This window comes from Allobosea sp. CRIB-10, from assembly GCF_900112185.1.
Classification (GTDB): Bacteria; Pseudomonadota; Alphaproteobacteria; order Rhizobiales; family Beijerinckiaceae; genus Allobosea.
Window position 1 is genome coordinate 224,860 of the sequence record NZ_FOKP01000001.1, and the last position, 21,355, is coordinate 246,214.

Genomic DNA, 21,355 nt, shown 5'->3' on the forward strand with positions numbered 1-21,355 from the left:
CGAGTTGACGAGGCCCGTTATCATGCGTGTGACGCGCCCGCTAGAGGCATCATCATAAAAACTGTCGAGGCGGTCGCGGCACGGCACCGCGACCGCCTCGCACAATCGTCAGTGCTTCCGCACCGGACGCGTCTGGCTGGCCTGCGCCGCGGGAGGCGCAGCGTTGGGCATCACGAAGAAGCAGCCATTGCCCATCATCATGCTGCCCTGGGCGTTGGCCATCTGCTGACAGTCCTTCTGACGGCCGCAATTGGTGGTCCGCAGAATATCGCCGGAGCCGGGCGTGACGACCCGCATGGCGCAGCCTTCTTCCCAGTTCATCGACTGTGCGGAAGCCGGAGCCTGGCCGGCGCTGAATAGGGCGGCGGCGCCTGCGAGCAAGGCGAGAGCGGCGCCGTGACGGAGCGCGGTTGAGGCGACCGAGCGGACGTGATGGTGAGTGGAAGCGATCATGAAACACCTCTTGCCCGCGGCGATGCCGCGCTGGCTGATACGAAAGCGTTACCCCTTCCTACGTTGAGATAGGCACGGGCTGATCGAATTGCCCTGCAAAAAACGCATAGCCGCGCCGCAATCACAGCCTTGTGACGATCTGGGCGCGGATCGGAAGCCGGCTTGCCTTGAAACGCCACAGTCCGCGGCCATGCACCGGGTGCAACTCTTGTCATCATGCCCCGATCCGCTCTCGCCAGCTGCCAGCACCCACATTAAAGGCCTGCGGGCGGCCAAAAATCCGAAAGTCCGATTCCTTGCAGCGCGCCAAACTCCTGCCTCTGATCGTCGCCTGCGCGCTGTTCATGGAGAACACCGACTCGACGGTGATCGCGACCTCGCTGCCGGTGATCGCGCAGTCGCTCGGCGAGGACCCGATCGCGCTCAAGCTGGCGCTGACCTCATATCTCGTCAGCCTCGCCGTCTTCATCCCGATCTCCGGCTGGATGGCGGACAAGTTCGGCGCCCGCACCATCTTCAGGACGGCGCTCGGCATCTTCATGCTCGGCTCCGTGCTCTGCGCCTTCTCGAACTCGCTCGGAGCCTTCGTCGGCGCGCGCTTCATCCAGGGCATGGGCGGGGCGATGATGGTGCCGGTCGGCCGGCTCGTCATCCTGCGCAGCGTCGAGAAATCGCAGATCGTCAGCGCGCTCGCCTATCTGACCGTGCCGGCGCTGGTCGGCCCGGTCGTCGGGCCGGTGGTCGGCGGCTTCATTACGACCTATTTCGACTGGCGCTGGATCTTCTTCATCAACATCCCGATCGGTTTTCTCGGCATCGCGCTCGCGACGATGTTCTTCGAGGACATCCGCGAGGAGGATGTCGCGCCGCTCGACATCATCGGCTTCCTGCTCTCCTCGACCGGCTTCGCCGCCCTGATGCTCGGCCTCGCCACCGGCGGGCGCCATCTTGTCCCCGTTGCGGTCTCCTATGCTTGCGTCGCCTTCGGCGTGGCGGCGCTGGTCGTCTACTGGTTCCATGCGCGCCGGCTGGCCTATCCGGTGCTCAACCTCTCGCTGCTGCGAATCCCGACCTACCGGATCGGCGTGATCGGCGGCTCGGTTTTCCGTATCGGAATCGGCGCCATCCCCTTCCTGCTGCCGCTGATGCTGCAGCTCGGCTTCGGCCTCGACGCACTGCAATCGGGCCTGATCACCTTCGCCTCGGCCGCCGGCGCGCTGATCATGAAGACGCTGGCGAAGACGATCCTCGCCCGCTTCGGCTTCCGCGGCGTGCTGACCTTCAATGCGCTGATCGGCTCGGCCTTCCTCGCGGCCTCCGGCCTGTTCACGCCGACGACGCCGCACTGGCTGATGCTCGGCGTCCTGCTGATCGGCGGCTGCTTCCGCTCGCTGCAGTTCACCGGCATCAACGCGTTGAGCTATGCCGACGTCTCCAATCGCGACATGTCGAGCGCGACCAGCCTCTCCAGCGTCGCCCAGCAATTGTCGCTCAGCCTCGGCGTCACCATCGGCGCCTTCGCGCTCGAGGCCGCCAATCTCTACAATGGCGGCAAGACGCTCGGCGCCGGCGATTTCTGGCCGGCCTTCGCCCTCGTCGGCCTGATCTCCGCCTCCTCGGTTCTGTGGATGATGCAGCTCAAGCCCGATGCCGGCGCCGAGGTCTCCGGCCATGCGCCGGTGAGCGCTCGCAAGGTCACCGCGCAGGCGATCGAGGACCAGAAGCCGCTCGAGTGATGCACCTTGGATTGACGAACCCGCGCTGCTGCGCCAGCGGTGATGCATGAATCTCGGCCAGAATCGCCTGTTCCTTGGCGTGGGGAATTCCGCCCTCGGACGTCCCTGGCGCGATCGGCTCGATCCTGCCGGCGTCGCGCAGGCTGAAGCGCTGGCGCAGGTCGAGGGTGTTCCCGACACGTTGGCGCGCGTCCTCGCCGGCCGCGGTGTCGTCTCCAGCGAGGCGCTGCGCCATCTCGAGCCGAAGCTGCGCGATTTGCTGCCGGACCCGTCGGTGCTGCGCGACATGGACCGCGCCGCCGAGCGACTGACGCAGGCGGCGATATCAGGCGAGAAGGTCGCGATCTTCGGCGACTACGATGTCGACGGCGCCTGCTCGGCGGCGCTGCTCGCCGGCTTCCTCGCCGAAGCTGGCGCAAGGCCGCGCATCCATATTCCGGATCGCCTGATCGAAGGCTACGGCCCGAACGCTGAGGCGATCACGATGCTGGCAGGCGAGGGCGCGACCCTGCTCGTCACCGTCGACTGCGGCACGACCAGCCATGAGCCGCTGCAGCAGGCGGCACGGCTCGGCCTCGACACGGTGGTGCTCGACCATCACCAGGCGCCCGAACTCCTCCCCGAGGTCCAGGCACTGGTCAATCCGAACCGGCAGGATGATCTCGCCGGTCTCGGTCATCTCTGCGCCGCCGGCGTCGTCTTCCTGACGCTGGTCGCGACGAATCGCGAATTGCGCCGGCGCGGCGTCTGGCAGGCGAGGGGAAGCGAGCCCGATCTGCTCGCGGCGCTCGACCTCGTTGCTTTGGCGACCATCGCCGACGTCGTGCCGCTGATCGGGCTCAACCGCGCCTTCGTACGTCAGGGCATCGCGATCATGCGGCTGCGTCACCGGCCCGGCCTCGCGGCATTGCTCGATGTCGCCGGGCTTGATGGTCCCGTGCAACCCTGGCATCTCGGCTTCCTGCTCGGTCCGCGCATCAATGCCGGCGGGCGCATCGGCGATGCGGCGCTGGGCGCCCGGCTGCTGCTCACGCGCGACGAGGTCGAGGCGCGCACGATCGCGGCCGAGCTCAACCGGCTGAATCAGGAGCGCCAGGAGATCGAGCGCGCCGCGGTCGAGGAGGCGGTTGCCGAGGTCGAGCATCGCTTCGAGGATGCTGCCGCGCATCCGGTACTCGTAGTCGGCTCGGCCGATTGGCATCCGGGTATCGTCGGGCTGATTGCGGGTCGCTTGAAGGAAAGGTTCAACCGGCCGGCCTTCGCTCTGGCACGCAACGCCACTGGCGGCGCGACCGGCTCGGGCCGCTCGATCGCCGGCGTCGATCTCGGCTCGGCCGTGCGCCGGGCGGTCGAGGCCGGCCTCGCGGTCAAGGGCGGCGGCCACGCCATGGCGGCGGGCGTGACGCTGGCGCCCGGGCAGGAGGGCGCCTTCGCCAGCTTCGTCAGCGAAAGGCTGGCCGCCGGCGTAGCAGGCTCGCGCGAGTCGGAGGCGCTGCTGATCGATGCTGCGATCAGTGCCGGCGGCGCCAATCCGCGCCTGCTCGCCGAAATCGACCGGGCAGGGCCGTTCGGTGCCGGCTGTCCGGAGCCGGTCTTCGTGCTGCCGGCCCATCGCCTGACCGAGGTGATCGAGGTCGGCGCGGGCGGGCATCTGCGCATCAAGCTGCGTGCCGGCGACGGCGCCACGATCGGCGGAATCGCCTTTCGCGCCGCGCGTGAGCCGCTTGGGCAGGCGCTGCTGGCGGGGCGCGGCGAGAGCGTCCATCTCGCGGGAACGTTGACCTTGAATCGCTGGGGCGGCAGCGAGCGGGCGGAACTGCGCGTGGTCGATCTCGCCCGTCCGTCGTGAGCAACTGCGAAAAACCCTGAGAGCGGGCTTGCCCAAGCTTCGCCGGGACACTATAGCTCGCCCCGCCCTGCAAGAGCGCTTCGCGCTCAGGCCCGCGGTCTTCGTCTATCGGTTAGGACACCAGCCTTTCACGCTGGGAAGACGGGTTCGATTCCCGTAGACCGCGCCACTTCCATTCCCCTTCACAAGTTCACCTGACATCGGCCGGGACCGGCGCCTCGCATCGCCCGGCGCTGCAGCCATCTGCGCCTGCTGTCGCCTGACTGGGCACAGGGCGCGAAGCGGGCCCGACAGTGCCATCGCGATCCTGGCGCCTACCGCGAGATCGTCCTCCAAGCCGAAGACATGGTGCAGGATCGTCCCGTCGCGTCCGATCAACACAGAGGACGGCGTGCCCTGCAGGCCGAAACGCCGCATCGTGACCGGAACGTCCGATCCTTCTTCGGCGAGGTCGACGGCCACCGGCGATCTCAGCCGATACTCGTGCAGGAAGGCGCGCAGGGTGACGGGCGACATCGCCGCTTGATGCTCGAAGACTGTGTGGATGCCGATGATCTGGAGGTCGCTCTCCGCGAAAACCCGCTCGATACGCTGGACCTGCGGGATCGCCTGCGCGACGCAGCCCGGACAAAGGAGCTGGAAGGCATGCAGGAAGACGGGCCGCCCGCGCAGCGCGGCCAGGGTCAGGGGCGTCGGGGTATTGAACCATTCGCTCACGGCCAGCTCAGGCGCCAGCACGGCTTCGTTGCCGGACATCACAGGCACTCCTTCGAGGCCAGCGGGCCATCTGAGTAGCCAGCCCCTGTAACGGCGCCGGCGGCTTCGCAGATCGGCTCCAGGCCGGGAAAGTCGATGGACACGGTGAGTGCGACGGCGATCTGGGCCGGGGTGGCTCCCATTGCGCCCGCCGGTTCGATGCGGGTAATCCTGCTCATGTTCTGACCTTTCATTTGCCTGGAGGGGGAGAACATGCCGGTTCGTCGATGGCAGTCGGCGAACCGGCGCTATTGCGGTCACTTGCCCGGCACGACCTTGCCGGGAAGGCTCAGATTGCCGGACGCGACCTTGAAGACGTCGCTGACGCAGAGCAGCGGCGCATGCAGGTTGCCGTTGACCTTGAGGCCGGCGGTGACACCGTCGAAGGACGCGCCCTTGATGCCGCCGATCAGCGCGACCGGGATCGAGACGTCGACCGTGTCGCCCTTGAAGCTGGTCGGATAGTCAGGGCTGTCGATCAGCAGGGGTACGTTCGGCCAGGTCGGCGGCACCTTCGGCTTTGCGCCAGCGGGAATGTCGATCACCTTCAGGCCGCCGCCGCAGGCCTTGTCCTGCGCCAGCACGACCCAATGCGGATGCCAGATGTGCCGGTTCTTGCCGCCATAGGCCGCGTCGTCGAAATCGGGGTGGAAGGTGACGGCGAGCGCGACGATGCCCTGGTCCTTCTCGAAGCCGATCTCGGCGCTGTCGAGCGTCGTCGGCCAGACATAGGCGTGGACGCTGGAGCCTTCGAACTTGCCGGTGGCGTCGGGCTTGTCCTTGCCGGCCTCGCCGCGCACTCGTGTGGTGAACACGGCCGTGTCGCCCTTGGTCACGATGGTGGTCTCGATGATGTCGAAGGAGGCCTGGACCGCCTCGGTCGGCTTCGATTTGACCGAGTGAGCGGTGGCGGCCGCCAGCCATAGCGAGGCCGTCCCGGCGATGAGCACGCCGGCTATCCGTTTTGCCACCATGATTCTGTTCCTTTCTGTCCTGCCTGGAGGGGGTCATCCCGCTTGAAATGCTTCCCAGGTGGCAGCCCGGGAAGCGGGATCGGCTGTCTCATGGTCGCGGCAATCGATGCGCAATTCGCGCTGGCCGAAGGCGGCGTCGACGAAACGACAATGATGCGGCCGCGCCGCGCGCGGATGGGCGAAAGGCGCGAAATATCTGCAGCTTGCGCACATGCGCTGGATCGGGATGGCGTCGGCTTCCTGCAGCGCGCGGATCAGCCTGATCAGGGTGAGGAGCAGCCCGTCCTGCTCTTCCGCCGCGAGGGCTCTCACGGCCTGATCGGCGGCGCCGCTCGTCATCGCATCGACATCGAGCACCGCCTTGCCGCTGGCCGTCAGCGCGACGACCACGGCTCGCCGGTCGCCGGCAATCGCGCGCTTCTCGACAAATCCCTTGCGTTCCAGCGCGCCGATCGAATCCGTCGCTGTCGGCTGCGAAACGCCCAGATGAGCAGCGATGTCCTTGACCCCCAACCCGCCCTTCCGGCCGTCGAGAAGCTCGATGATCGCCAGCTGCGTCGGGTTGATGCCGGCTCGCTTCGCCCGTTCCCAGTCGTCGGCGCGGATCACCGTCGAGACGCGGGCAAGGGCCTCGCGCAGCCGGTAAACGATGGTCGTCGGGTTGCCTGGCGTTTCCATGCAACCAGATATATAGGAGTCCTAATTTAAAACAAGCCGACGCGATCAGGCTGATGACGGTCTGCGATCGGCGCGCGTCGATCAGACGCGCGGGGACATGAAGCGGGCGAAAAAGGCTGCCAAAGCAGCGTGACCGTCGAGCGGCAGCACATGCGCGACATATTGGTCGGGCCGCACGAGCACCAGGCAGCCGCGCTCCCGGTCGATGCTGCGCTGATCGAAGATGTCCCGGCCGCCACGCAGATCGGGGCAGAACACCTTCTCGTAGTCGATCAGGCCGAGGCGGCCCTTCCGGGGCAGGAGCAGGCCCGGCAGGGTCTCGACCGCAACCTCGCGATGGGCCTGCTGCAGGATCGCGCGCAAGTCGATGACGGAATCGATGTCGGCACCCGGCACCACATAGCGGCGCAGCGGTGACGAGGGCTCATTCGCCAGAGCATCGCAAAGGGCTCGCAGCCGCGATGCCGGCGAGGACGGGTCGGCGCGATCGGCAAAGGCGTAAAGGCACCAGCGGCCATCGGCCTGCGCGACATGGCCGAGCTCGACCGGCTTGGCGTCGCCGAGCCGGATCACGGGCGCCGAGTGGAAGCGCGCGCCGATCGGAAATCCCGTCGCGAGGCCGGCATGGGTTGGCTCGCCGGTCAGGGTGGAGGGCGCATACCGGGTCGCGGTGCCCGCGGTATAGCGGCCGTGCCTGATGAAATAGGCCTCGACCTCCTTGGGATCGACGCCGTCGCCCGTCTCCGAGGTCTTCAAAGGAGCACTCAGCATCTTCGCCCATTCGCGGTCGAAATCGATCAGCTCCTTGGCGATCGCCTGGCGCTCGGCCGAGTAGCTGTGCAGGAGCTCCGGCGGGCATTGCCCGCGCAGGACCGCCGCCAGCTTCCAGCCGAGGTTGAAGGCGTCCTGCATCGAGACGTTCATACCCTGGCCGGCCTTGGGGCTGTGGGTGTGGCAGGCGTCGCCGGCGATGAAGACGGACGGCAGGCGCTGCCCGACCTCGCCCTCCGGCACGTTGTCGAACTTGTCGCAGAGGCGCTGGCCGATCTCGTAGACCGACCACCAGGCGACCTGCTTCACCTCGAATGTGTAGGGGCGCAGGATGCGCTGCGCCGCGGCGATCAGATGCTCCACGCCGATATTGCGGCTCGCGACGCGCTCGTTCGCGGCGAGCTTGTCGAGCTCGACATAGATGCGGATCAGATAGCCGCCCTCGCGCGGGATGATGATGATCGTGCCTTCGCCAGCGGACTGGATCAGCGCCTTCAATCGCACATCCGGGAAATCGGTGACGGCGAGGACATCCATCACGCCCCAGGCCTGGTTGGCGGAATCGCCCTGCAGCGTGCGCCCGATCGATTTGCGCACGGCGCTGCGGGCGCCGTCGCAGCCGACGACATAGCGGGCGCGAACGGTCTCGATCTCGCCTTCATGCGCGGGATCGACACGCTCCAGCGTTACGGTCACCGGGTGTGACGATGCATTGTCGATCTCAAGATCGACGAGGCGCCGGGAATAGTCCGGCTCCAGCCGGCTCGGCGAGCGGCGCATGACGTCGAGGAAGAAGTCGTGCACGCGCGCCTGGTTCAGGATGACATGCGGGAATTCGGAGAGGCCTTCCTCGACATCGAGGATGCGGCCGCTGCGGACGATGGCGCCCGGCTGAGCCGCGTCGGGCTTCCAGAACACGGTTTCGTTGACCCAGTAGCTCTCCTTCAGCACCTTCTCGGAGAAGCCGAAGGCATCGAACATCTCGATGGTGCGGCAGGCGATGCCATCTGCCTGGCCGAGCTCCAGCGGCCCCGGCTTCTGCTCGACGATCCGCGTGGTGATTTCGGGAAACGCCGAGAGCTGCGCCGCCAGGGTCAGGCCGGCAGGGCCGCAGCCGACGATCAGGACGTCGACCTCCTGCGGCAGGGCGCCGCCCGGGGAGGCCGGGAGGTTCTCGGCAACGTCCGAGACAGAGGGATCGCCGGTCCGAAAACCGTTGAGATGGAATTGCATGAAGGCCACCTTCTGCGAGGCAGGATGGATTGAGCTGATCTCGACGCGGGCGGCGTCTCAGCGCCGGCGGTTGCGCGCCTGTTCGAGCCACATCTCCCAGGGGCGATGGACCTGCGCCTCGATGCTGGCGACGCAGGCGCGGCTTTCGCCCTCGGTGAGATAGGTGACCTCGCCGAGTTGCATCGCCTGGAGCTGGTAGCGCGCATTGAGCTCTGCATAGACGGCACGGTAGACCGCCTGCTTGATCGAGTAGCCGACCACGGTCGAGCCATGGCCGCGCATCAGCACGATGTCGTGCCCGTTGAAATGCTCGGCCAGCGCCCGGCCGAGCTGGTTGTTGCTGATCAGCAGGTCGGTCGCATCGCCCCCGGCCTCGCGGATCTCGAAGACGGGAGCGCCCTGGCCGACGAAGCCGGCCATGTGGAACATAGCCCGGAGCCGAGTGCCCTTGACCACGCTGAGCGGCACGATCGAATGCGAATGGCTATGGATCACGGCCATCACGTCGGGACGCCTGCGGAAGATCTCGGCGTGGATGAAGCGCTCGAGATAGACCTTGCGGCCATTGGCGTTCACCGCCTCGCCGTCGAGGGTGAACTCGACGATGTCCTCGGCGGCGACCCGGCTCGGCGCCATGTTGCGGGCGAGCAGGAAACGATCGGGCCGCTTGTCATGGCGCACGCTGACATGGCCGAAAGCATCGACGACGCCCTGGTCGAACAGGATGTGATTGGCCGCGACCAGCTCCTCGACGATCTCGGGCGAGGGCGCGACCGAGGCAGCGGCCGTGTCGGCCACGTCGACGGCGATGGGGTGATTGCCATGATCCGCGGTGCACATTGCTCGCTCTCTCCGAAATCGCCTTGATCGACATTTGCTGGCCAGGCTCTGCCGATAGGGCGGCGACACCGCCGAACCGGGCAAAGGATCAGAGAAGCGAATGGTACGCGAGCAGCGTGTGCCCCCCGCAAGTGGCGTCCGAGATCCAGCAACTGAAACGCGCTGGGCCAACCTCCCATCCGGCGATCTCTGCTAGATCGTCCGTATACTGATTAACAGAATACGCTCAGATTTTTGCCTGTCAACTGTGGCTGCAGGGCGGGGGCCTGAGCATTCCATCCGGATAGGGTGAAGCGGGCACTTTGACCGCTTACGGACTGAAAGCATACGATCTATAGCGAAGATGCAGCGATCGAGCCGAGCCGGATTCGCCTGACGAAGAGCCGGCGGCACGACCATTCGAGCGGCGGAAATCCACCCGCCCCACCAAGGCAAAGCGACGATGGCGACGGACGATATCTATCATATGCCCGGCCACCTCATCCGGCGCGCGCAGCAGATCGCCGTCTCGCTCTTTCTCGAGGAATGCGCGCCCGTTGACCTCACCCCCGTCCAGTTCGCGGCGCTGGTGACGGTGCGCGACAATCCCGGCATCGACGCGACCCGACTCTCGGCCCTCGTCGCCTTCGACCGCTCGACTCTGGGCAATGTGCTGGAGCGGATGGAAGCCAAGGAGCTGATCCAGCGCTCGGGCAGCAAGGACGACAAGCGCGTCAAGGTGCTGCACCTGTCGCCGAAGGGCGAGCGCATCCTGCAGGAAGCCGGACCGCTGGCGCAGCGGGCGCAGGAGCGCATCCTCGCCCCGCTCGCGCCGGAGGATCGCGAGACCTTCATGCGCATGCTCGCGCAGCTCGTCGAGCTCAACAACGAGGCCTCGCGCGTGCCGCTGCGGCTGGACGCACTGCGCTCTTCCGACGCTGCCTGAGGGCGCGACTTTTCCGAGATCGCAGGTGACGCTGAAACCGGTTTCCTGAACTCCGGTCGGCGCAGTTCGTGGAGCTCGGATTTGACAGGTCCAAGATACGGTGCATACTGATAATAAGTATGCGGTCTTATCTTGCGGCACGAGCGGAGCGCGGCTGGCGAGGGCTGCCCCAGCGCGAGATCCGGAACGCAGACGGCCCTTTCGCAGCGAATGAGAACCGCCATCAACGCGGCCGCACCCGGAGGAAAACCAGTGATCATCACACGACGTGCCGCCTTGATCGGGCTCGCGGGCATTGCGTTCGCGCCCCGTGCCGCCTTGGCCCAGCGCAAGATCGTCAGGCTGATCGTGCCCGCCGCAGCGGGCGGGGCGATCGATGTGATCGGCCGGCTCTATGCCCAGCGCGTTGCGCCGGCACTCGACGAATCCTGGGTGGTCGAGAACAAGGCCGGCGCCAGCAACACGCTTGGCGCGGCCGAGGTCGCGCGCGCTGCGCCTGATGGCACGACCTATCTGACCAATGCCGACATCCACATCATGGCGAAGCATGTGATGCGCAGCGTGTCCTACGATCCGCTCGCCGATTTCACCCCGATCTCGCGCTTCGCGACCTCGCCGATGGTGCTGATCGGCTCGACCAAGACGCCCGAGACCCTGCCGGCGCTGATCGCGGAGATGAAAGCGAAGCCGACCGAGTTCACCTTCGCCAATTCCGGATTGGGCAGCATGGGCCACCTCGCCACCGAGAGCTTCAAGCTCCGCACCGGGACGAGCGCCGAGCTGGTCAACTATCGCGGCACGGCTCCGGCGCTCACCGATGTCGTCGCCGGCCAGGTGCCGCTGATGGTCGCCCCACTCGGCTCGGCCCTGTCGTTCATCACCGACGGCAAGGTCCGCGCCTTCGCGATCATGGGTGCGCAGCGCAGCAAGCTTCTGCCAAACGTGCCGACCGCCGGCGAGCAGGGGCTGTCCGATCTCAACTTCACGCTCTGGTACGGCCTTTGGGGGCCGAAGGGCCTGCCGGCCGAGACGGTGCAGCGTGTCAATGCGACGGTGCAGGCGGCCTCGAAAGATCGCGAGATCGTCGAGAAGCTGACCGCGCTCGGTGCGGAAGCTGTGACCGAGGATCCGGCGAGCTTCGCCAAGTTCATCGAGGCCGAAATCCAGCGCGCCAACCGCGTGGTCGAGGAAGCCGGCATCAAGCCGGGCTGACGGCTTCCTCGCAAGGAGTGCAGGGGCGGCGGGGCCGCTTCTCGGCCTGCGCGGGACGGGTTCAGCTTCGCCGCGCCGGCGCTCCTGAAACTGTCGACGGCGCCCCGTCGACAGCGCGGTCCCCGCAGCGCTGCTCAGCGCAGCGGCGGGGCGTAGAGGATGCCGCCCATGCTCCAGAGCTGGTTGAGGCCGCGCGGGATGGCGAGGGGCGAGCCTGTGCCGAGATTGCGCTCGTAGAGCTCGGCATAGTTCCCGCCCGCCTTGACCGAGCGAACCGCCCAGTCGGCATCGAGGCCGAGCGCCTTGCCGAAGCCGCCTTCGGCGCCGGTGAAGCGGCGCACATCCGGCTTCTGGGATTTGAGGGCGTCGTCGATGGTCGTGCTGGCGATGCCGAGTTCCTCGGCGTTGACCAGGGCGAAATTCACCCATTTCACCACGGTGAACCAGCCGAAGTCGTCGCTGCGCACCACCGGACCGAGCGGCTCCTTCGAGATCACGTCAGGCAGCACGATCGCCTCGGCGGGCTTGGCGAGCTTGAGGCGCTCGCCGTGCAGGGCCGACTGGTCGCGGGTCAAGACGTCGCATTGCCCGGACTGGAAGGCGGCGAGGGCCTCGGCCGCGCTCGGAAACGCCTTCTCCTCATAGGCCATCGAATTGGCCTTGAAGAAGTCGCCGAGATTGGCTTGCGTCGTGGTGCCGGCCTCGACGCAGATCTTCGCCTTGTCCAGCGAAAGCGCCCCGTCGACACCGAGCGCGCGCTTGGCCAAAAAGCCCTGGCCGTCATGGAAGCTGATGCCGGCGAAGGCGAGGCCGAGCTGCGCCTCGCGCTCGAGCGTCCAAGTCGAGTTGCGCGCAAGGAGATCGACCTTGCCGCCCTTCAGCGCCTCGAAGCGTTCGCTGGCAGAAAGCGGCGTGAAGGCGACCTTGCCCTTGTCACCCAGCACCGCGGCCGCGACGGCCCGGCAGAAGTCGACGTCGAAGCCGCGCCAATTGCCTTGCGCATCCTTGTCGGAGAAGCCCGCCACGCCCTCGCTGACGCCGCATTGCAGCGTGCCGCGCTGCTTCACCGTATCGAGTGTTCCGGCCATGGTCGGCATGACGGACAAGCCCGCCAGTGCTCCGAGGACGGCCAAGCCGGAACGCTGCGAGCAAACCGATGAAGCCTTCGACATGGCACGCGTCTCCTTTCGGGTGTCTGGGGACAGGGTAGGGCCGGTCACAGCGTCGCCTTGTGGCGGATGATGACCTTGGTCCCGACCGGAACGCGGTCATAGAGATCGACGATATCGCCATTGGCGAGTCGGAAGCAGCCCGAGGAGATCGCCTGTCCGATCGTCTCAGGCTGGTTGGTGCCGTGGACGCGGAAGACGGTCGAGCCGAGATAGAGGGCACGGGCGCCCATCGGATTGCCGGGGCCACCGGCCATGAAGCGCGGCAGATAGGGCTGGCGCTGCAGCATCTCCGGCGGCGGGCGCCAGTCCGGCCACTCGGCCTTGCGGCTGACTTGGACCTGGCCCGACCAGGTGAAGCCCTCGCGGCCGACGCCGATGCCGTAGCGCAACGCCCGGCCATTGCCCTGGACCACATAGAGGAAGCGCTCGCCGGAATGGATCACGACGGTCCCGGGCGCCTCGTTCGAGCGGAAGAGCACCATCTGGCGGGCATAGGGGCCCTCGCTGATGCTGACCTCCTCGGTCGAGACCCGGCCCGGCTCGTCGCCGATATCCATCGTCTCCTGCAACGCCGCGGGCGGGCGTGGCTGGGCGGCACCGGGCAGGGCCAGCAGGGGAAAGGTGAGGCCGCAGGCAAGGAGGCTGCGCAGGGCAGTGCGAATTGTGCTCATGGGCGTTGCCTCCGCTCAGCCGCAACGGGAGTAGATGAAGGTGCCGTAGCGCCGCTGCGCATCCGGATCGACGAAGCGCATCATCAGCATCGATCTGCTGTGCGAGAGGATCTCGCGGTCCTGCGGGTCGCCAGCCGGCGCTTCGAAACCGACATAGGTCTTGCCGCCTCCGGACTTCAGCCTGAGCTCATACGGCTTGGGATCGTCGGCGACATGCATCATCACGCCGTCGCCGGGCCCCTGCACGATCGTATAGGGCTGCTTGCACCCCGCCCGCGCCTCGGCCTCGGTGCGCTTGCGGTCCTTGTCGGTATGGAAGGAGGCGATGCCCCAGCGGCCGACCAGGACGTCGCGCGTGATCCCGGTCGGAGCCGGTGCACTTGCCGCGACGCCGGCCGAGGACGACGGGCCTTCGCCGCCACCGCAGGCGGCGAGGATCAGCGGCAGCGTCAGCGCGAAGGCCGCACTGCCGATCGAGCGGAACTTCGTCTGCGCGCACCGGACATGTTGCCGTCTCATCGTCTCTCCTCGCCACGTGCCGGCTTGCTGCGGCATTCCAGGGCACCGTGCGACGAGCGTCACCCGGCTCGGCTGTAGGACAGCCGGAAGTGCGGTTTCGATCAACCCCTTTTCGGCCGGGCGATCGCGCGGCCCGATCAAGCCACGTTTGCAGAGCTGCGGGAAGACGTCATCGACAACGTCTGCAGCGGAGGGCCGTGCGGGGGCATCGTCAGTGTCGGCTCTGGTCAGCCTGTCTCTGCCGCCACGCCCCGTAGAAATCCTGACCTGTTTCCGGCAGTACCGGCTCGTAGTTGACCTTCATCGGCTGCTCTGCGAGCGGCTTGGCCAGATCGGCATAGACGGCCGCGGTCGACAAGCCATAGGGAGCGCCGTCGGATCGTTCGTGCTCGGGAGTTCTTGACGCCGCGGGTCACCACCTCGGCGTTCCTGGCGAGGACTGCTCCGAGCGGGCGCCCGCCGTTCTCCAGATTCTCGCGCCCGGGCTCGACGATCCCGCGCGGGCCTTACTTTTTCAGATACATGTCCCAACAGGGCGAAAGCGCGATCAGCTGGCGCCCTTCGAGCGCCTGCGAGAACTGCGCCCAGATCGCCGCACGCTTGAGCTCGAAGGGACATTTGGGCCGCATGATGGCGTCGATATCGCGCAGGGCTTCCAGCATCTCCCGCGTGACTTTCGGATTGGTGCGGTCGGTATCGATGCCGAGCGCGACGTGCAGCGGCGCCGCGCGCTCGAGCAGATGGTTGAACGGATTGACGAAGTCGAGCGCGAAGAAGCCGTTCAGCTGCCGCTGGTTGGAGGCTTCCCAGCGTTTGATCGCACCGACACCCTGCTGCACTTCGAGGAGCCAGGTCGCCTGGTGATCGATCTCCGAGAACAAGGTGGCCGATGGCAGCAGGCCCCGGCGGGCGAGGTCCTGATAGGCTTCCGTGTATTTCGGGTAACGCTCGATCTGGGCGATCGCGCGCGCGGCCAGCTCCGGCTTGAGGCTGACGCGGCCGAGCGGCCCCAGATCCGGCACGTCCAGCGCCTGGTAGCGCGGCGCGGAAACCAGGGCCCGCGCACCCCGTTCGAGGAAGATGATGGCGCTTGGCAGCGACACCGCCATGACGAGCACGAGCACCCATATGCGCAGGCGGTCGTCTGCCCGCGGATAGTAGTCTTTGAGGATCAGGATGAGGACCGGCCAAAGTCCGATGAACTCGAGCGACCCGCTGTTCTGGGTTTCGCCCAGGACCAGGGCGAAGAGGCTGGCGCTGAGCCAGCCGAGCGGGGAAGACAGCAATGCCGCCGGTGAAAGCCTGTCACGCCACGCGGCGAGAGCGAGCACGCCGATCAGCGTCACGCATGGCGCGATCACGTTGAACTTGACTGAGCCGAGCGTCAGGAAACGTCGCAGGAACGACGCCGAATTGAGCATGGCGAGGTTCATGATGTCTTCGACATAGGCGTAGACCATGCCTGTCGTCAGCTCGATCAGGAACAGGCATGCGATCACCACGCTGGCGGCGATCACTGCGTCGCGCAGGCGCATGCGTCCGGCGAGGACCGCGTAGCCGACGAGAGCCGCGCCCGATACCGGCCCCGTGATCTTGACCAGGAACAAGGCCATCATCAGCACCGCTACGAGCGTCGTCAGCAGAACCCGGCTTTCGACGAAAAGAAGCGCCGCCAGCAGCAGGTAGAGGAGCAGGGCGACATGGCGGTTGTAGTAGCCGAAACCGTCGAAGCCCGGTGATGGGTAGAGGCTGTGAAGGTTGATCGGGAGCGAGGCGAAGAACAGGAATGGTATCAGGAGCGCGAGAGCCAAACGGCGCGAGCGCAGGTCGACATCCCTGACGATCAGCACCAAGATCGGCAGCGAGATCGGCACGATCGCCCAGTTTGCGAGGAGAGCGGGCTGCGCCTGCGGGAACACGGCTCTGATCCAGGCGGTGAGGTAGAAGCCGAGCGAGCCGATCGATGTGAAGAAGTCGATGTTCGGAATCTGGCCGAGCTGGATGCGCTGGGCGGCGTCGAGATAGATGTCGGTGTCCCAATAATTCGGCCCCAGGGGCAGGCGCATGGGAAGCGCCAGCCCGAGGATAACCATGACCAGGAACGCCGCGATCCAGAAGGTCGGGGACATTATCGAATTCCGCCAGAGTGTCCCTGACACCGGACCTCCTGCCGCCGCTTGAGAGCTGCTCATCATCGCCTGTTCCATGAGCTTTTGACCAAGCATGGCATTAATGTGTTACCCGATCGCTTCCATGTTCGACGATTTCTGCAATTTACGGTTGTGTCGAGCATTCAGGCGACCAGTTGCGGGAGATATCCCTCGGTTGGCACCCGGATGTGCGAGCTCTCTGGGTTCTCAGGCCCCTGGGCGCATCCTATAAGGCGACGCCGTCGCTATCGTCGGCCGCCCGAGATCGCCGCATGGCCGACATCGCCAGCCTGTTCAATCTGGTTGCGCCCTTCTTCGGGCTGATCCTGCTCGGCTTCCTGATCGGCCGCTACAAGCGCCTGCCGGGCGAGGGCCTTGCCTGGATGCAGTTCTTCCTGATCTATGTCGCGCTGCCTTGCCTGTTCTACCGGCTGATCGCCGACAAGCCGCTGAGCGAACTGACGAACTGGCGCTTCGTCGCGGTGACGACGCTCGCGACCTTCTGCGCTTTCGTGCTCTCCTTTGCGCTCGGCTGGCGTCATACCCATGGCGACATGCCGCAGGCGGTGATGCAGGGCGTCGCCGGTTCCTATTCGAACATCGGCTATATGGGCCCGCCGTTGATCATGGCGGCGCTCGGCCCCGCTGCCAGCGCCCCGGTCGTGCTGATCTTCGTTTTCGACAACCTGCTGCTGTTCTCGCTGATCCCGTTCCTGATGGCGCTGGCCGGCGTCGACAAGCGCAGCTTTTCCGCGACCGCCGCCGAGGTGGTCCGGCGGGTCGTCACCCATCCCTTCAATGTCGCGACGGTGGCCGGCGTGCTCGCGGCCTTCTTCAAGCTTGAATTGCCGACAGCGCTCGACAAGATGACGCTCTGGCTCTCGCAGGCGGCCGCTCCCTGCGCCCTGTTTCTGCTCGGCGTCACGGTGGCGCTGCAGCCGATCCGGCAGATGCCCAGCGAGCTGCCCTGGCTGGTCGCGATCAAGCTGCTGCTGCACCCGCTCTTGGTCTGGCTGCTGCTATCGGGGCTCGGCGATTTCTCGGGCCCCTGGGTCTATGCCGCCGTGATCATGGCGGCGCTGCCGCCGGCGCTGAACATCTTCGTGATCTCGACGCAATATCGCGTCGGCATCGAGCGCGCCTCGGCCTGCATCCTTGTCGGCACCATCGTCTCAACGGTGACGCTGACGGGCTTCCTGTGGCTGGTGAAGACGGGCAGGATGCCGGCTGACCTGTTCCACTGATCGCCCGCAGGGACTCGCGAGCCCATCGATGCAGCCGCTCTCCGATCTCCTCGTCCTCGACTTCTCGACCCTGCTGCCCGGCCCGCTGGCGAGCCTCTTCCTCGCCGAGGCCGGCGCCCGCGTGATCCGGATCGAGCGGCCGGATGGCGAGGACATGCGCCGCTTCCCGCCGCGCTTCGGCGAAACCTCCGCCCCCTTCGCCGCGCTCAACCGCGGCAAGCGGAGCCTCGCCATCGATCTCAAGGCGCCCGACGCACTGGAACGGCTGACGCGCTTGATCGCGCAGGCCGACATCGTGATCGAGCAGTTCAGGCCGGGCGTGATGGCCCGGCTCGGCTTCGGCTACGAGGCTCTGAAGGCGCTCAATCCCCGGCTGGTCTATTGCTCGATCAGCGGCTACGGCCAGGACGGTCCGCGCGCCTCGGAGGCCGGCCACGACATCAACTACCAGGCGATCGGCGGCCTGCTCGGCCAATCGCTCGCGCAGGGCAGGCCGGCGCCCCTGCCGCCGACTTTGGTCGCGGACATCGCCGGCGGCGCCATGCCGGCGGTAATCAACATCCTGCTGGCGCTGCGCGAGCGCGACCGCTCCGGGCAGGGTTGCCATCTCGACATCGCCATGACCGACGCGATGCTCGCCTTCTCCTGGTATGCGCTGGCGCAGGGTCAGGCCGTTGGCCGCTATCCCAAGGGCGGGGAGGGGCTGCTCACCGGTGCCAGTCCGCGCTACGGCCTCTATGCGACGGAAGATGGCTGGTTCCTCGCCGTCGGCGCGATCGAGGAGAAGTTCTGGACGAGTTTTTGCGAGGGCATCGGCCTCGCCGCCGAACTGCACGACGACCGGCGCGATCCGGCGGCGACGCGGGCTGCAATCACCACGATCATCGCCTCCCGGCCGGCGAAGCATTGGCAGGACACGATCGAGCCGCTCGACTGCTGCTGCACGGTGGTGCGGACGCTCGACGAGGCGCTGGCCGATCCGCATTTGACCGCGCGCGGTCTGCTCGACCGGCAGGTCGAGGAGCCGGGTGGCAGGCGCATGGTCTCGACACCGCTGCCGCTCGCGCCGGTCTTCCGCGATGCCGCGCCGGCGCTGCGCGCGAGCCCGCCGATCGGCGACTACGAGATCTGAGGCTCAGCCCGCAGCCGTGCCGCCGGCCAGCCCTTGCCGCATCACCAGCCGGCGCAGCGGCGCGAATCGCGACAACGCCAGCAGCCCCGCGCCGCGCATCAGATCGGCCGGCAGCAGGTCGGTCAGCAAGGTCCGGTTCAGCGCATCGACCGCGCCGGTGCGCAGGCGCACATCCGCCTGACGCGACCGGTCATAAGCGGAAAGCGCTGCCTCTTCGCCGGGATCATCGGCACCGGAAACGGCATCGCGCAACGCGGCGACGTCGCGCAGGCCGAGATTGAGCCCCTGCGCCCCGATCGGTGGGAAGACATGCGCGGCCTCGCCGATCAGCGCCATGCGGTTGGCGGCGAAGCGATCGACCGACAAACCTCCCATCGGCACGCGTCCGCGTGGGCCTGCCAGGGTCAGAGCGCCGAGGATCGAGTGGGTCCGGCGCTCGACCTCGCGGGCGAAAGCGGCGTCATCGAGCCCGGCGATACGTTCGGCCTCGCCCGGTTTGAGCAGCCAGACCAGCGAAGAACGCCGCCCTGACATCGGCACCAGCGTGCAGGGACCGGAGCGGGTGTGAAATTCGGTCGAGGCGTCCTGATGCTCGCGGCGATGGCTCAGGATCGCCGTCAGCGCCATCTGTGGGTAGCTCCAGTCGCGCGCCGTGATGCCGGAAGCTTCACGGACTCGCGACTTGCGGCCATCGGCGCCGACGACGAGGCGGGCCGCGACAGGGGTAAAGCCGTCACCCGCCAGACGGACACTGTCGGCGCCTGCCGCGATCTCTGTCACCGCCTGCGGGATCATGCGGATGCGCGGCTCCGCCGCCGCCTTCGCCGCCATCGCCTCGACCAGCACGGCGTTCTCGACATTCCAGCCGAAGGCCGGCAGGCCGAGCTCGGCCGCCTTGAACTCGACCGGCGGCTGCTTGAACAGGCTGCCGGTGTCGTCGACCAGGCGCATCACCGCGAGCGGCGCCGCGACCGTGTCAAGCGTCTCCGTCAGGCCGAGCGCCTCGAGCAGTCGCCAGGAGCCGTCGAGCAGGGCGACCGTGCGGCCATCGCGCGGCGCGCTCGCCTGGCCGAACAGCACGACCTGCCGCCCGGCAGCGGCGAGCGCGAGCGCCGCCGCGAGCCCGACGGCTCCCGCCCCGACGATGGCGATGTCGCAATGCTGCTGGTCCGTCATGGTCTTTGGGTAGCCGATGCCGGCGCCGCTGGCGAGCGCGCCCTTGCCGCAGCTGCCGGCTACCCCCAGACGACGCCGTTACGCGGCTTCTGGGCGATCTCCCGGAAGGAGACGATCCGCTCGTCGATGCCCTCATGGCCGAGCACGGCGCGGACCTGCCGCCCGGCGCCGCGGATCTCGACGGCGGAGCCATGCCGCAGCGCCTTGTCGAGCATCGCCTTGAGCGAGACCGCCGCGCTCGAATCGGCGAAGGGTACGCCGGAGAGATCGAGCACGATCCGCTCGGGAAAAGGGCCGACCCGATCGAGCACGGTCGCGACATGACTGCTGGCGCCGAAGAAGAGCGGGCCCGTGATTTTGTAGTGGAAGGCCTCGCCATCGCGCTTGCCGTTGCCGTTCGCCTGCAGCTCGTCATGGCCCTCCTCGTCATAATCGACGAGGCCAGCGTCCATACCGGCCTCGACCGTGACGATGCTCGCCATGCGGTGCATGAAGATCAGCGACCCCAGCACGACGCCGATACCGATCCCAACCATCAGGTCCTCGAAGATCACCAACAGGAAGGTCGACAGCAGCACGAGGGAGTCGGCGCGCGAATGCCTGAGGATCGCGGCGAAAGCGGCCTTCTCGGCCATGTTCCAGGCAACGACGGCGAGCACGCCGGCGAGTGCCGCCAGCGGGATGTAGGAGGCAAGCGGCGCCGCGACCAGCATGAACAGCAGCACGAAGGCGGCGTGCAGCATCCCGGCGACCGGCGTGACGCCGCCGGCACGGATATTGGTCGCGGTGCGGGCGATGGTGCCGGTGACGCAGATGCCGCCGAACAAGGGCGAGCCGATATTGGCGACGCCCTGCGCGACCAGCTCCATGTTCGAGCGGTGGCGGCGCCCGCTCAACCCGTCGGCGACCACGGCCGAGAGCAGCGATTCGATGCCGCCGAGCACCGCGATCGACAGCGCCGCCGGCAGCACCTCGACCAGCTTGTCGAGGCTGAAGGCCGGCAGATGCGGGGCGGGCAAAGCGCGCGGAATGCCGCCGAAGCGGCTGCCGATGGTCTCGACCGGCAGGTTGAGCAGGAAGGTCGCGGCGGCCGCGAGCCCGACAGCGATTAGGAGACCCGGCCAGTTCGGCCGCCAGCGCCTGACGGCCAGGATCGTCGCGATCGTCAGGGCCGAGAGGCCGAGCGCCGCCGGGTTGAGCGTGCCCAGCGCCGCCGTGAGCGCCTGCAGCTTCGGGATCAGCGCCGCCGGCTCCTTGCCGGGGAGCGTCAATCCGACCAGATCGCGGATTTGGCTTGCGAAGATGATGATGGCGATGCCGGTGGTGAACCCGACCAGCACCGGATGCGGGATGTATTTGATGTAGGTGCCGAGCCGCAGCGCTCCGACTGCGATCAACATGGCGCCGGCCAGCATGGTCGCCAGCAGCAGCCCGTCGAAGCCGTGCTGGTCGATCGTCGCCGCGACGAGGACGATGAAGGCGCCGGCCGGCCCGCCGATCTGATGGCGGCTGCCGCTCAGCGCCGAGACGAGGAAGCCGCCGATGATCGCCGTGAACAGCCCGGCAGCCGGCGTCGCGCCGCTGGCAATGGCGATCGCCATGGAGAGCGGCAGCGCGACGATCGCGACCGTCAGCCCCGAGACCGCGTCGGCCCGCAGGCGAGCGAAGCCGTAGCCTTCGCGCAAAGCGGTGACCAGCTTGGGGGTGAATGCCTCGCGCAGGATCGGTTGGCCGCCGAGATGAGCGCCTTGCCTGTTCATGTCAGAGACCGATCATGCAGTTATGCCAGACCGACTCGGCGTTTGCGCGGGTCTGCCGTGCAGTGCAGCCGTTGCGTCGGAGGAAGGCAAGTCCCTATCGTTGC

General features: G+C 67.2%; 18 protein-coding genes, 1 tRNA gene and 1 pseudogene. 7 read left to right on the top strand and 13 right to left on the bottom strand.

The features are described 5' to 3' along the window. Positions 1-108 precede the first annotated feature (108 nt). Positions 109-453: a hypothetical protein gene (locus tag BMZ69_RS01015; protein WP_092153896.1), complete on the bottom strand. Its 345-nt coding sequence runs from the start codon at positions 451-453 to the stop codon at positions 109-111. A gap of 296 nt (positions 454-749) precedes the next feature. On the opposite strand from BMZ69_RS01015, the gene BMZ69_RS01020 reads away from it, so the two are divergent. The 3 genes from BMZ69_RS01020 to BMZ69_RS01030 all read left to right on the top strand — a co-directional run bounded on the left by BMZ69_RS01020 (position 750) and on the right by BMZ69_RS01030 (position 4,207). Then, a complete protein-coding gene (locus BMZ69_RS01020) occupies positions 750-2,189 on the top strand; it encodes an MFS transporter (RefSeq protein WP_092153898.1) in 1,440 nt (479 codons plus the stop codon). A gap of 46 nt (positions 2,190-2,235) precedes the next feature. Continuing rightward, positions 2,236-4,038, top strand: a complete 1,803-nt coding sequence (recJ, locus tag BMZ69_RS01025) for a single-stranded-DNA-specific exonuclease RecJ (RefSeq protein ID WP_092153900.1) — start codon at positions 2,236-2,238, stop codon at positions 4,036-4,038. Positions 4,039-4,132: 94 nt separating this feature from the next. After that, positions 4,133-4,207 (top strand) — tRNA-Glu (locus BMZ69_RS01030). Positions 4,208-4,446: 239 nt separating this feature from the next. On the opposite strand, the pseudogene BMZ69_RS01035 reads toward BMZ69_RS01030, so the two are convergent. From BMZ69_RS01035 to BMZ69_RS01055, 5 genes and pseudogenes are all read right to left on the bottom strand, one after another. Further along, positions 4,447-4,794, bottom strand: a pseudogene (locus tag BMZ69_RS01035) (TlpA family protein disulfide reductase); the annotation flags it as partial. A gap of 257 nt (positions 4,795-5,051) precedes the next feature. After that, positions 5,052-5,768 carry a hypothetical protein gene (locus tag BMZ69_RS01040; protein WP_092153902.1) on the bottom strand — a complete coding sequence of 239 codons (717 nt, stop codon included), beginning with the start codon at positions 5,766-5,768 and terminating at the stop codon, positions 5,052-5,054. 33 nt (positions 5,769-5,801) lie between these two features. Then, positions 5,802-6,446 (bottom strand): MarR family winged helix-turn-helix transcriptional regulator, encoded by a 645-nt coding sequence (locus BMZ69_RS01045; protein WP_092153904.1) that lies wholly within the window; start codon positions 6,444-6,446, stop codon positions 5,802-5,804. 81 nt (positions 6,447-6,527) lie between these two features. After that, positions 6,528-8,450 carry an FAD-binding monooxygenase gene (locus BMZ69_RS01050; protein ID WP_092153906.1) on the bottom strand — a complete coding sequence of 641 codons (1,923 nt, stop codon included), beginning with the start codon at positions 8,448-8,450 and terminating at the stop codon, positions 6,528-6,530. 57 nt (positions 8,451-8,507) lie between these two features. Next, positions 8,508-9,290 carry a class II aldolase/adducin family protein gene (locus BMZ69_RS01055; RefSeq protein WP_092153909.1) on the bottom strand — a complete coding sequence of 261 codons (783 nt, stop codon included), beginning with the start codon at positions 9,288-9,290 and terminating at the stop codon, positions 8,508-8,510. 442 nt (positions 9,291-9,732) lie between these two features. Between BMZ69_RS01055 and BMZ69_RS01060 the strand changes: the two genes are divergently transcribed. Both BMZ69_RS01060 and BMZ69_RS01065 read left to right on the top strand, forming a co-directional pair. Beyond that, positions 9,733-10,215, top strand: a complete 483-nt coding sequence (locus BMZ69_RS01060; protein WP_092153911.1) for a MarR family winged helix-turn-helix transcriptional regulator — start codon at positions 9,733-9,735, stop codon at positions 10,213-10,215. A gap of 252 nt (positions 10,216-10,467) precedes the next feature. Further along, complete coding sequence (locus BMZ69_RS01065) at positions 10,468-11,427, top strand: Bug family tripartite tricarboxylate transporter substrate binding protein (RefSeq protein WP_092153913.1); 960 nt, start codon at positions 10,468-10,470, stop codon at positions 11,425-11,427. Between the two features lie 134 nt (positions 11,428-11,561). Here the strand turns inward: BMZ69_RS01065 and BMZ69_RS01070 are convergent, their stop codons facing one another. The 5 genes from BMZ69_RS01070 to BMZ69_RS01090 all read right to left on the bottom strand — a co-directional run bounded on the left by BMZ69_RS01070 (position 11,562) and on the right by BMZ69_RS01090 (position 15,918). Then, entirely contained in the window at positions 11,562-12,599 is a 1,038-nt protein-coding gene (locus BMZ69_RS01070; RefSeq protein ID WP_175506621.1) for an amino acid ABC transporter substrate-binding protein, read from the bottom strand. Positions 12,600-12,643: 44 nt separating this feature from the next. Continuing rightward, on the bottom strand, positions 12,644-13,270 hold the full coding sequence (locus BMZ69_RS01075) for a L,D-transpeptidase (protein WP_244543151.1): 627 nt from the start codon (positions 13,268-13,270) through the stop codon (positions 12,644-12,646). Between the two features lie 15 nt (positions 13,271-13,285). Further along, positions 13,286-13,789: a hypothetical protein gene (locus BMZ69_RS01080; RefSeq protein ID WP_092153916.1), complete on the bottom strand. Its 504-nt coding sequence runs from the start codon at positions 13,787-13,789 to the stop codon at positions 13,286-13,288. Between the two features lie 211 nt (positions 13,790-14,000). Then, positions 14,001-14,147 carry a hypothetical protein gene (locus BMZ69_RS31990; protein ID WP_244543152.1) on the bottom strand — a complete coding sequence of 49 codons (147 nt, stop codon included), beginning with the start codon at positions 14,145-14,147 and terminating at the stop codon, positions 14,001-14,003. 148 nt (positions 14,148-14,295) lie between these two features. Continuing rightward, positions 14,296-15,918: a hypothetical protein gene (locus tag BMZ69_RS01090; RefSeq protein WP_092153918.1), complete on the bottom strand. Its 1,623-nt coding sequence runs from the start codon at positions 15,916-15,918 to the stop codon at positions 14,296-14,298. Positions 15,919-16,211: 293 nt separating this feature from the next. On the opposite strand from BMZ69_RS01090, the gene BMZ69_RS01095 reads away from it, so the two are divergent. Next, positions 16,212-17,183 (top strand): AEC family transporter, encoded by a 972-nt coding sequence (locus BMZ69_RS01095; RefSeq protein WP_092153920.1) that lies wholly within the window; start codon positions 16,212-16,214, stop codon positions 17,181-17,183. 28 nt (positions 17,184-17,211) lie between these two features. Further along, entirely contained in the window at positions 17,212-18,315 is a 1,104-nt protein-coding gene (locus BMZ69_RS01100) for a CaiB/BaiF CoA transferase family protein (RefSeq protein WP_092153922.1), read from the top strand. 3 nt (positions 18,316-18,318) lie between these two features. On the opposite strand, the gene BMZ69_RS01105 is transcribed toward BMZ69_RS01100, so the two are convergent. Together BMZ69_RS01105 and BMZ69_RS01110 are read right to left on the bottom strand one after the other, a co-directional pair. Continuing rightward, positions 18,319-19,491 carry a UbiH/UbiF family hydroxylase gene (locus BMZ69_RS01105; protein ID WP_092153924.1) on the bottom strand — a complete coding sequence of 391 codons (1,173 nt, stop codon included), beginning with the start codon at positions 19,489-19,491 and terminating at the stop codon, positions 18,319-18,321. Positions 19,492-19,550: 59 nt separating this feature from the next. Then, on the bottom strand, positions 19,551-21,251 hold the full coding sequence (locus tag BMZ69_RS01110; protein WP_092153926.1) for a SulP family inorganic anion transporter: 1,701 nt from the start codon (positions 21,249-21,251) through the stop codon (positions 19,551-19,553). Positions 21,252-21,355: the final 104 nt, after the last annotated feature.

What these genes read in the sequence shown, in the direction of transcription:
- BMZ69_RS01015 (WP_092153896.1), bottom strand. Translation starts at nt 453, where the DNA reads ATGATCGCTTCCACTCACCATCACGTCCGCTCGGTCGCCTCAACCGCG.
- recJ (WP_092153900.1), top strand. Translation starts at nt 2,236, where the DNA reads ATGAATCTCGGCCAGAATCGCCTGTTCCTTGGCGTGGGGAATTCCGCC.
- BMZ69_RS01040 (WP_092153902.1), bottom strand. Translation starts at nt 5,768, where the DNA reads ATGGTGGCAAAACGGATAGCCGGCGTGCTCATCGCCGGGACGGCCTCG.
- BMZ69_RS01045 (WP_092153904.1), bottom strand. Translation starts at nt 6,446, where the DNA reads ATGGAAACGCCAGGCAACCCGACGACCATCGTTTACCGGCTGCGCGAG.
- BMZ69_RS01050 (WP_092153906.1), bottom strand. Translation starts at nt 8,450, where the DNA reads ATGCAATTCCATCTCAACGGTTTTCGGACCGGCGATCCCTCTGTCTCG.
- BMZ69_RS01055 (WP_092153909.1), bottom strand. Translation starts at nt 9,290, where the DNA reads ATGTGCACCGCGGATCATGGCAATCACCCCATCGCCGTCGACGTGGCC.
- BMZ69_RS01060 (WP_092153911.1), top strand. Translation starts at nt 9,733, where the DNA reads ATGGCGACGGACGATATCTATCATATGCCCGGCCACCTCATCCGGCGC.
- BMZ69_RS01070 (WP_175506621.1), bottom strand. Translation starts at nt 12,599, where the DNA reads ATGTCGAAGGCTTCATCGGTTTGCTCGCAGCGTTCCGGCTTGGCCGTC.
- BMZ69_RS01075 (WP_244543151.1), bottom strand. Translation starts at nt 13,270, where the DNA reads ATGAGCACAATTCGCACTGCCCTGCGCAGCCTCCTTGCCTGCGGCCTC.
- BMZ69_RS01080 (WP_092153916.1), bottom strand. Translation starts at nt 13,789, where the DNA reads ATGAGACGGCAACATGTCCGGTGCGCGCAGACGAAGTTCCGCTCGATC.
- BMZ69_RS01090 (WP_092153918.1), bottom strand. Translation starts at nt 15,918, where the DNA reads ATGTCCCCGACCTTCTGGATCGCGGCGTTCCTGGTCATGGTTATCCTC.
- BMZ69_RS01095 (WP_092153920.1), top strand. Translation starts at nt 16,212, where the DNA reads ATGGCCGACATCGCCAGCCTGTTCAATCTGGTTGCGCCCTTCTTCGGG.
- BMZ69_RS01100 (WP_092153922.1), top strand. Translation starts at nt 17,212, where the DNA reads ATGCAGCCGCTCTCCGATCTCCTCGTCCTCGACTTCTCGACCCTGCTG.
- BMZ69_RS01105 (WP_092153924.1), bottom strand. Translation starts at nt 19,491, where the DNA reads ATGACGGACCAGCAGCATTGCGACATCGCCATCGTCGGGGCGGGAGCC.
- BMZ69_RS01110 (WP_092153926.1), bottom strand. Translation starts at nt 21,251, where the DNA reads ATGAACAGGCAAGGCGCTCATCTCGGCGGCCAACCGATCCTGCGCGAG.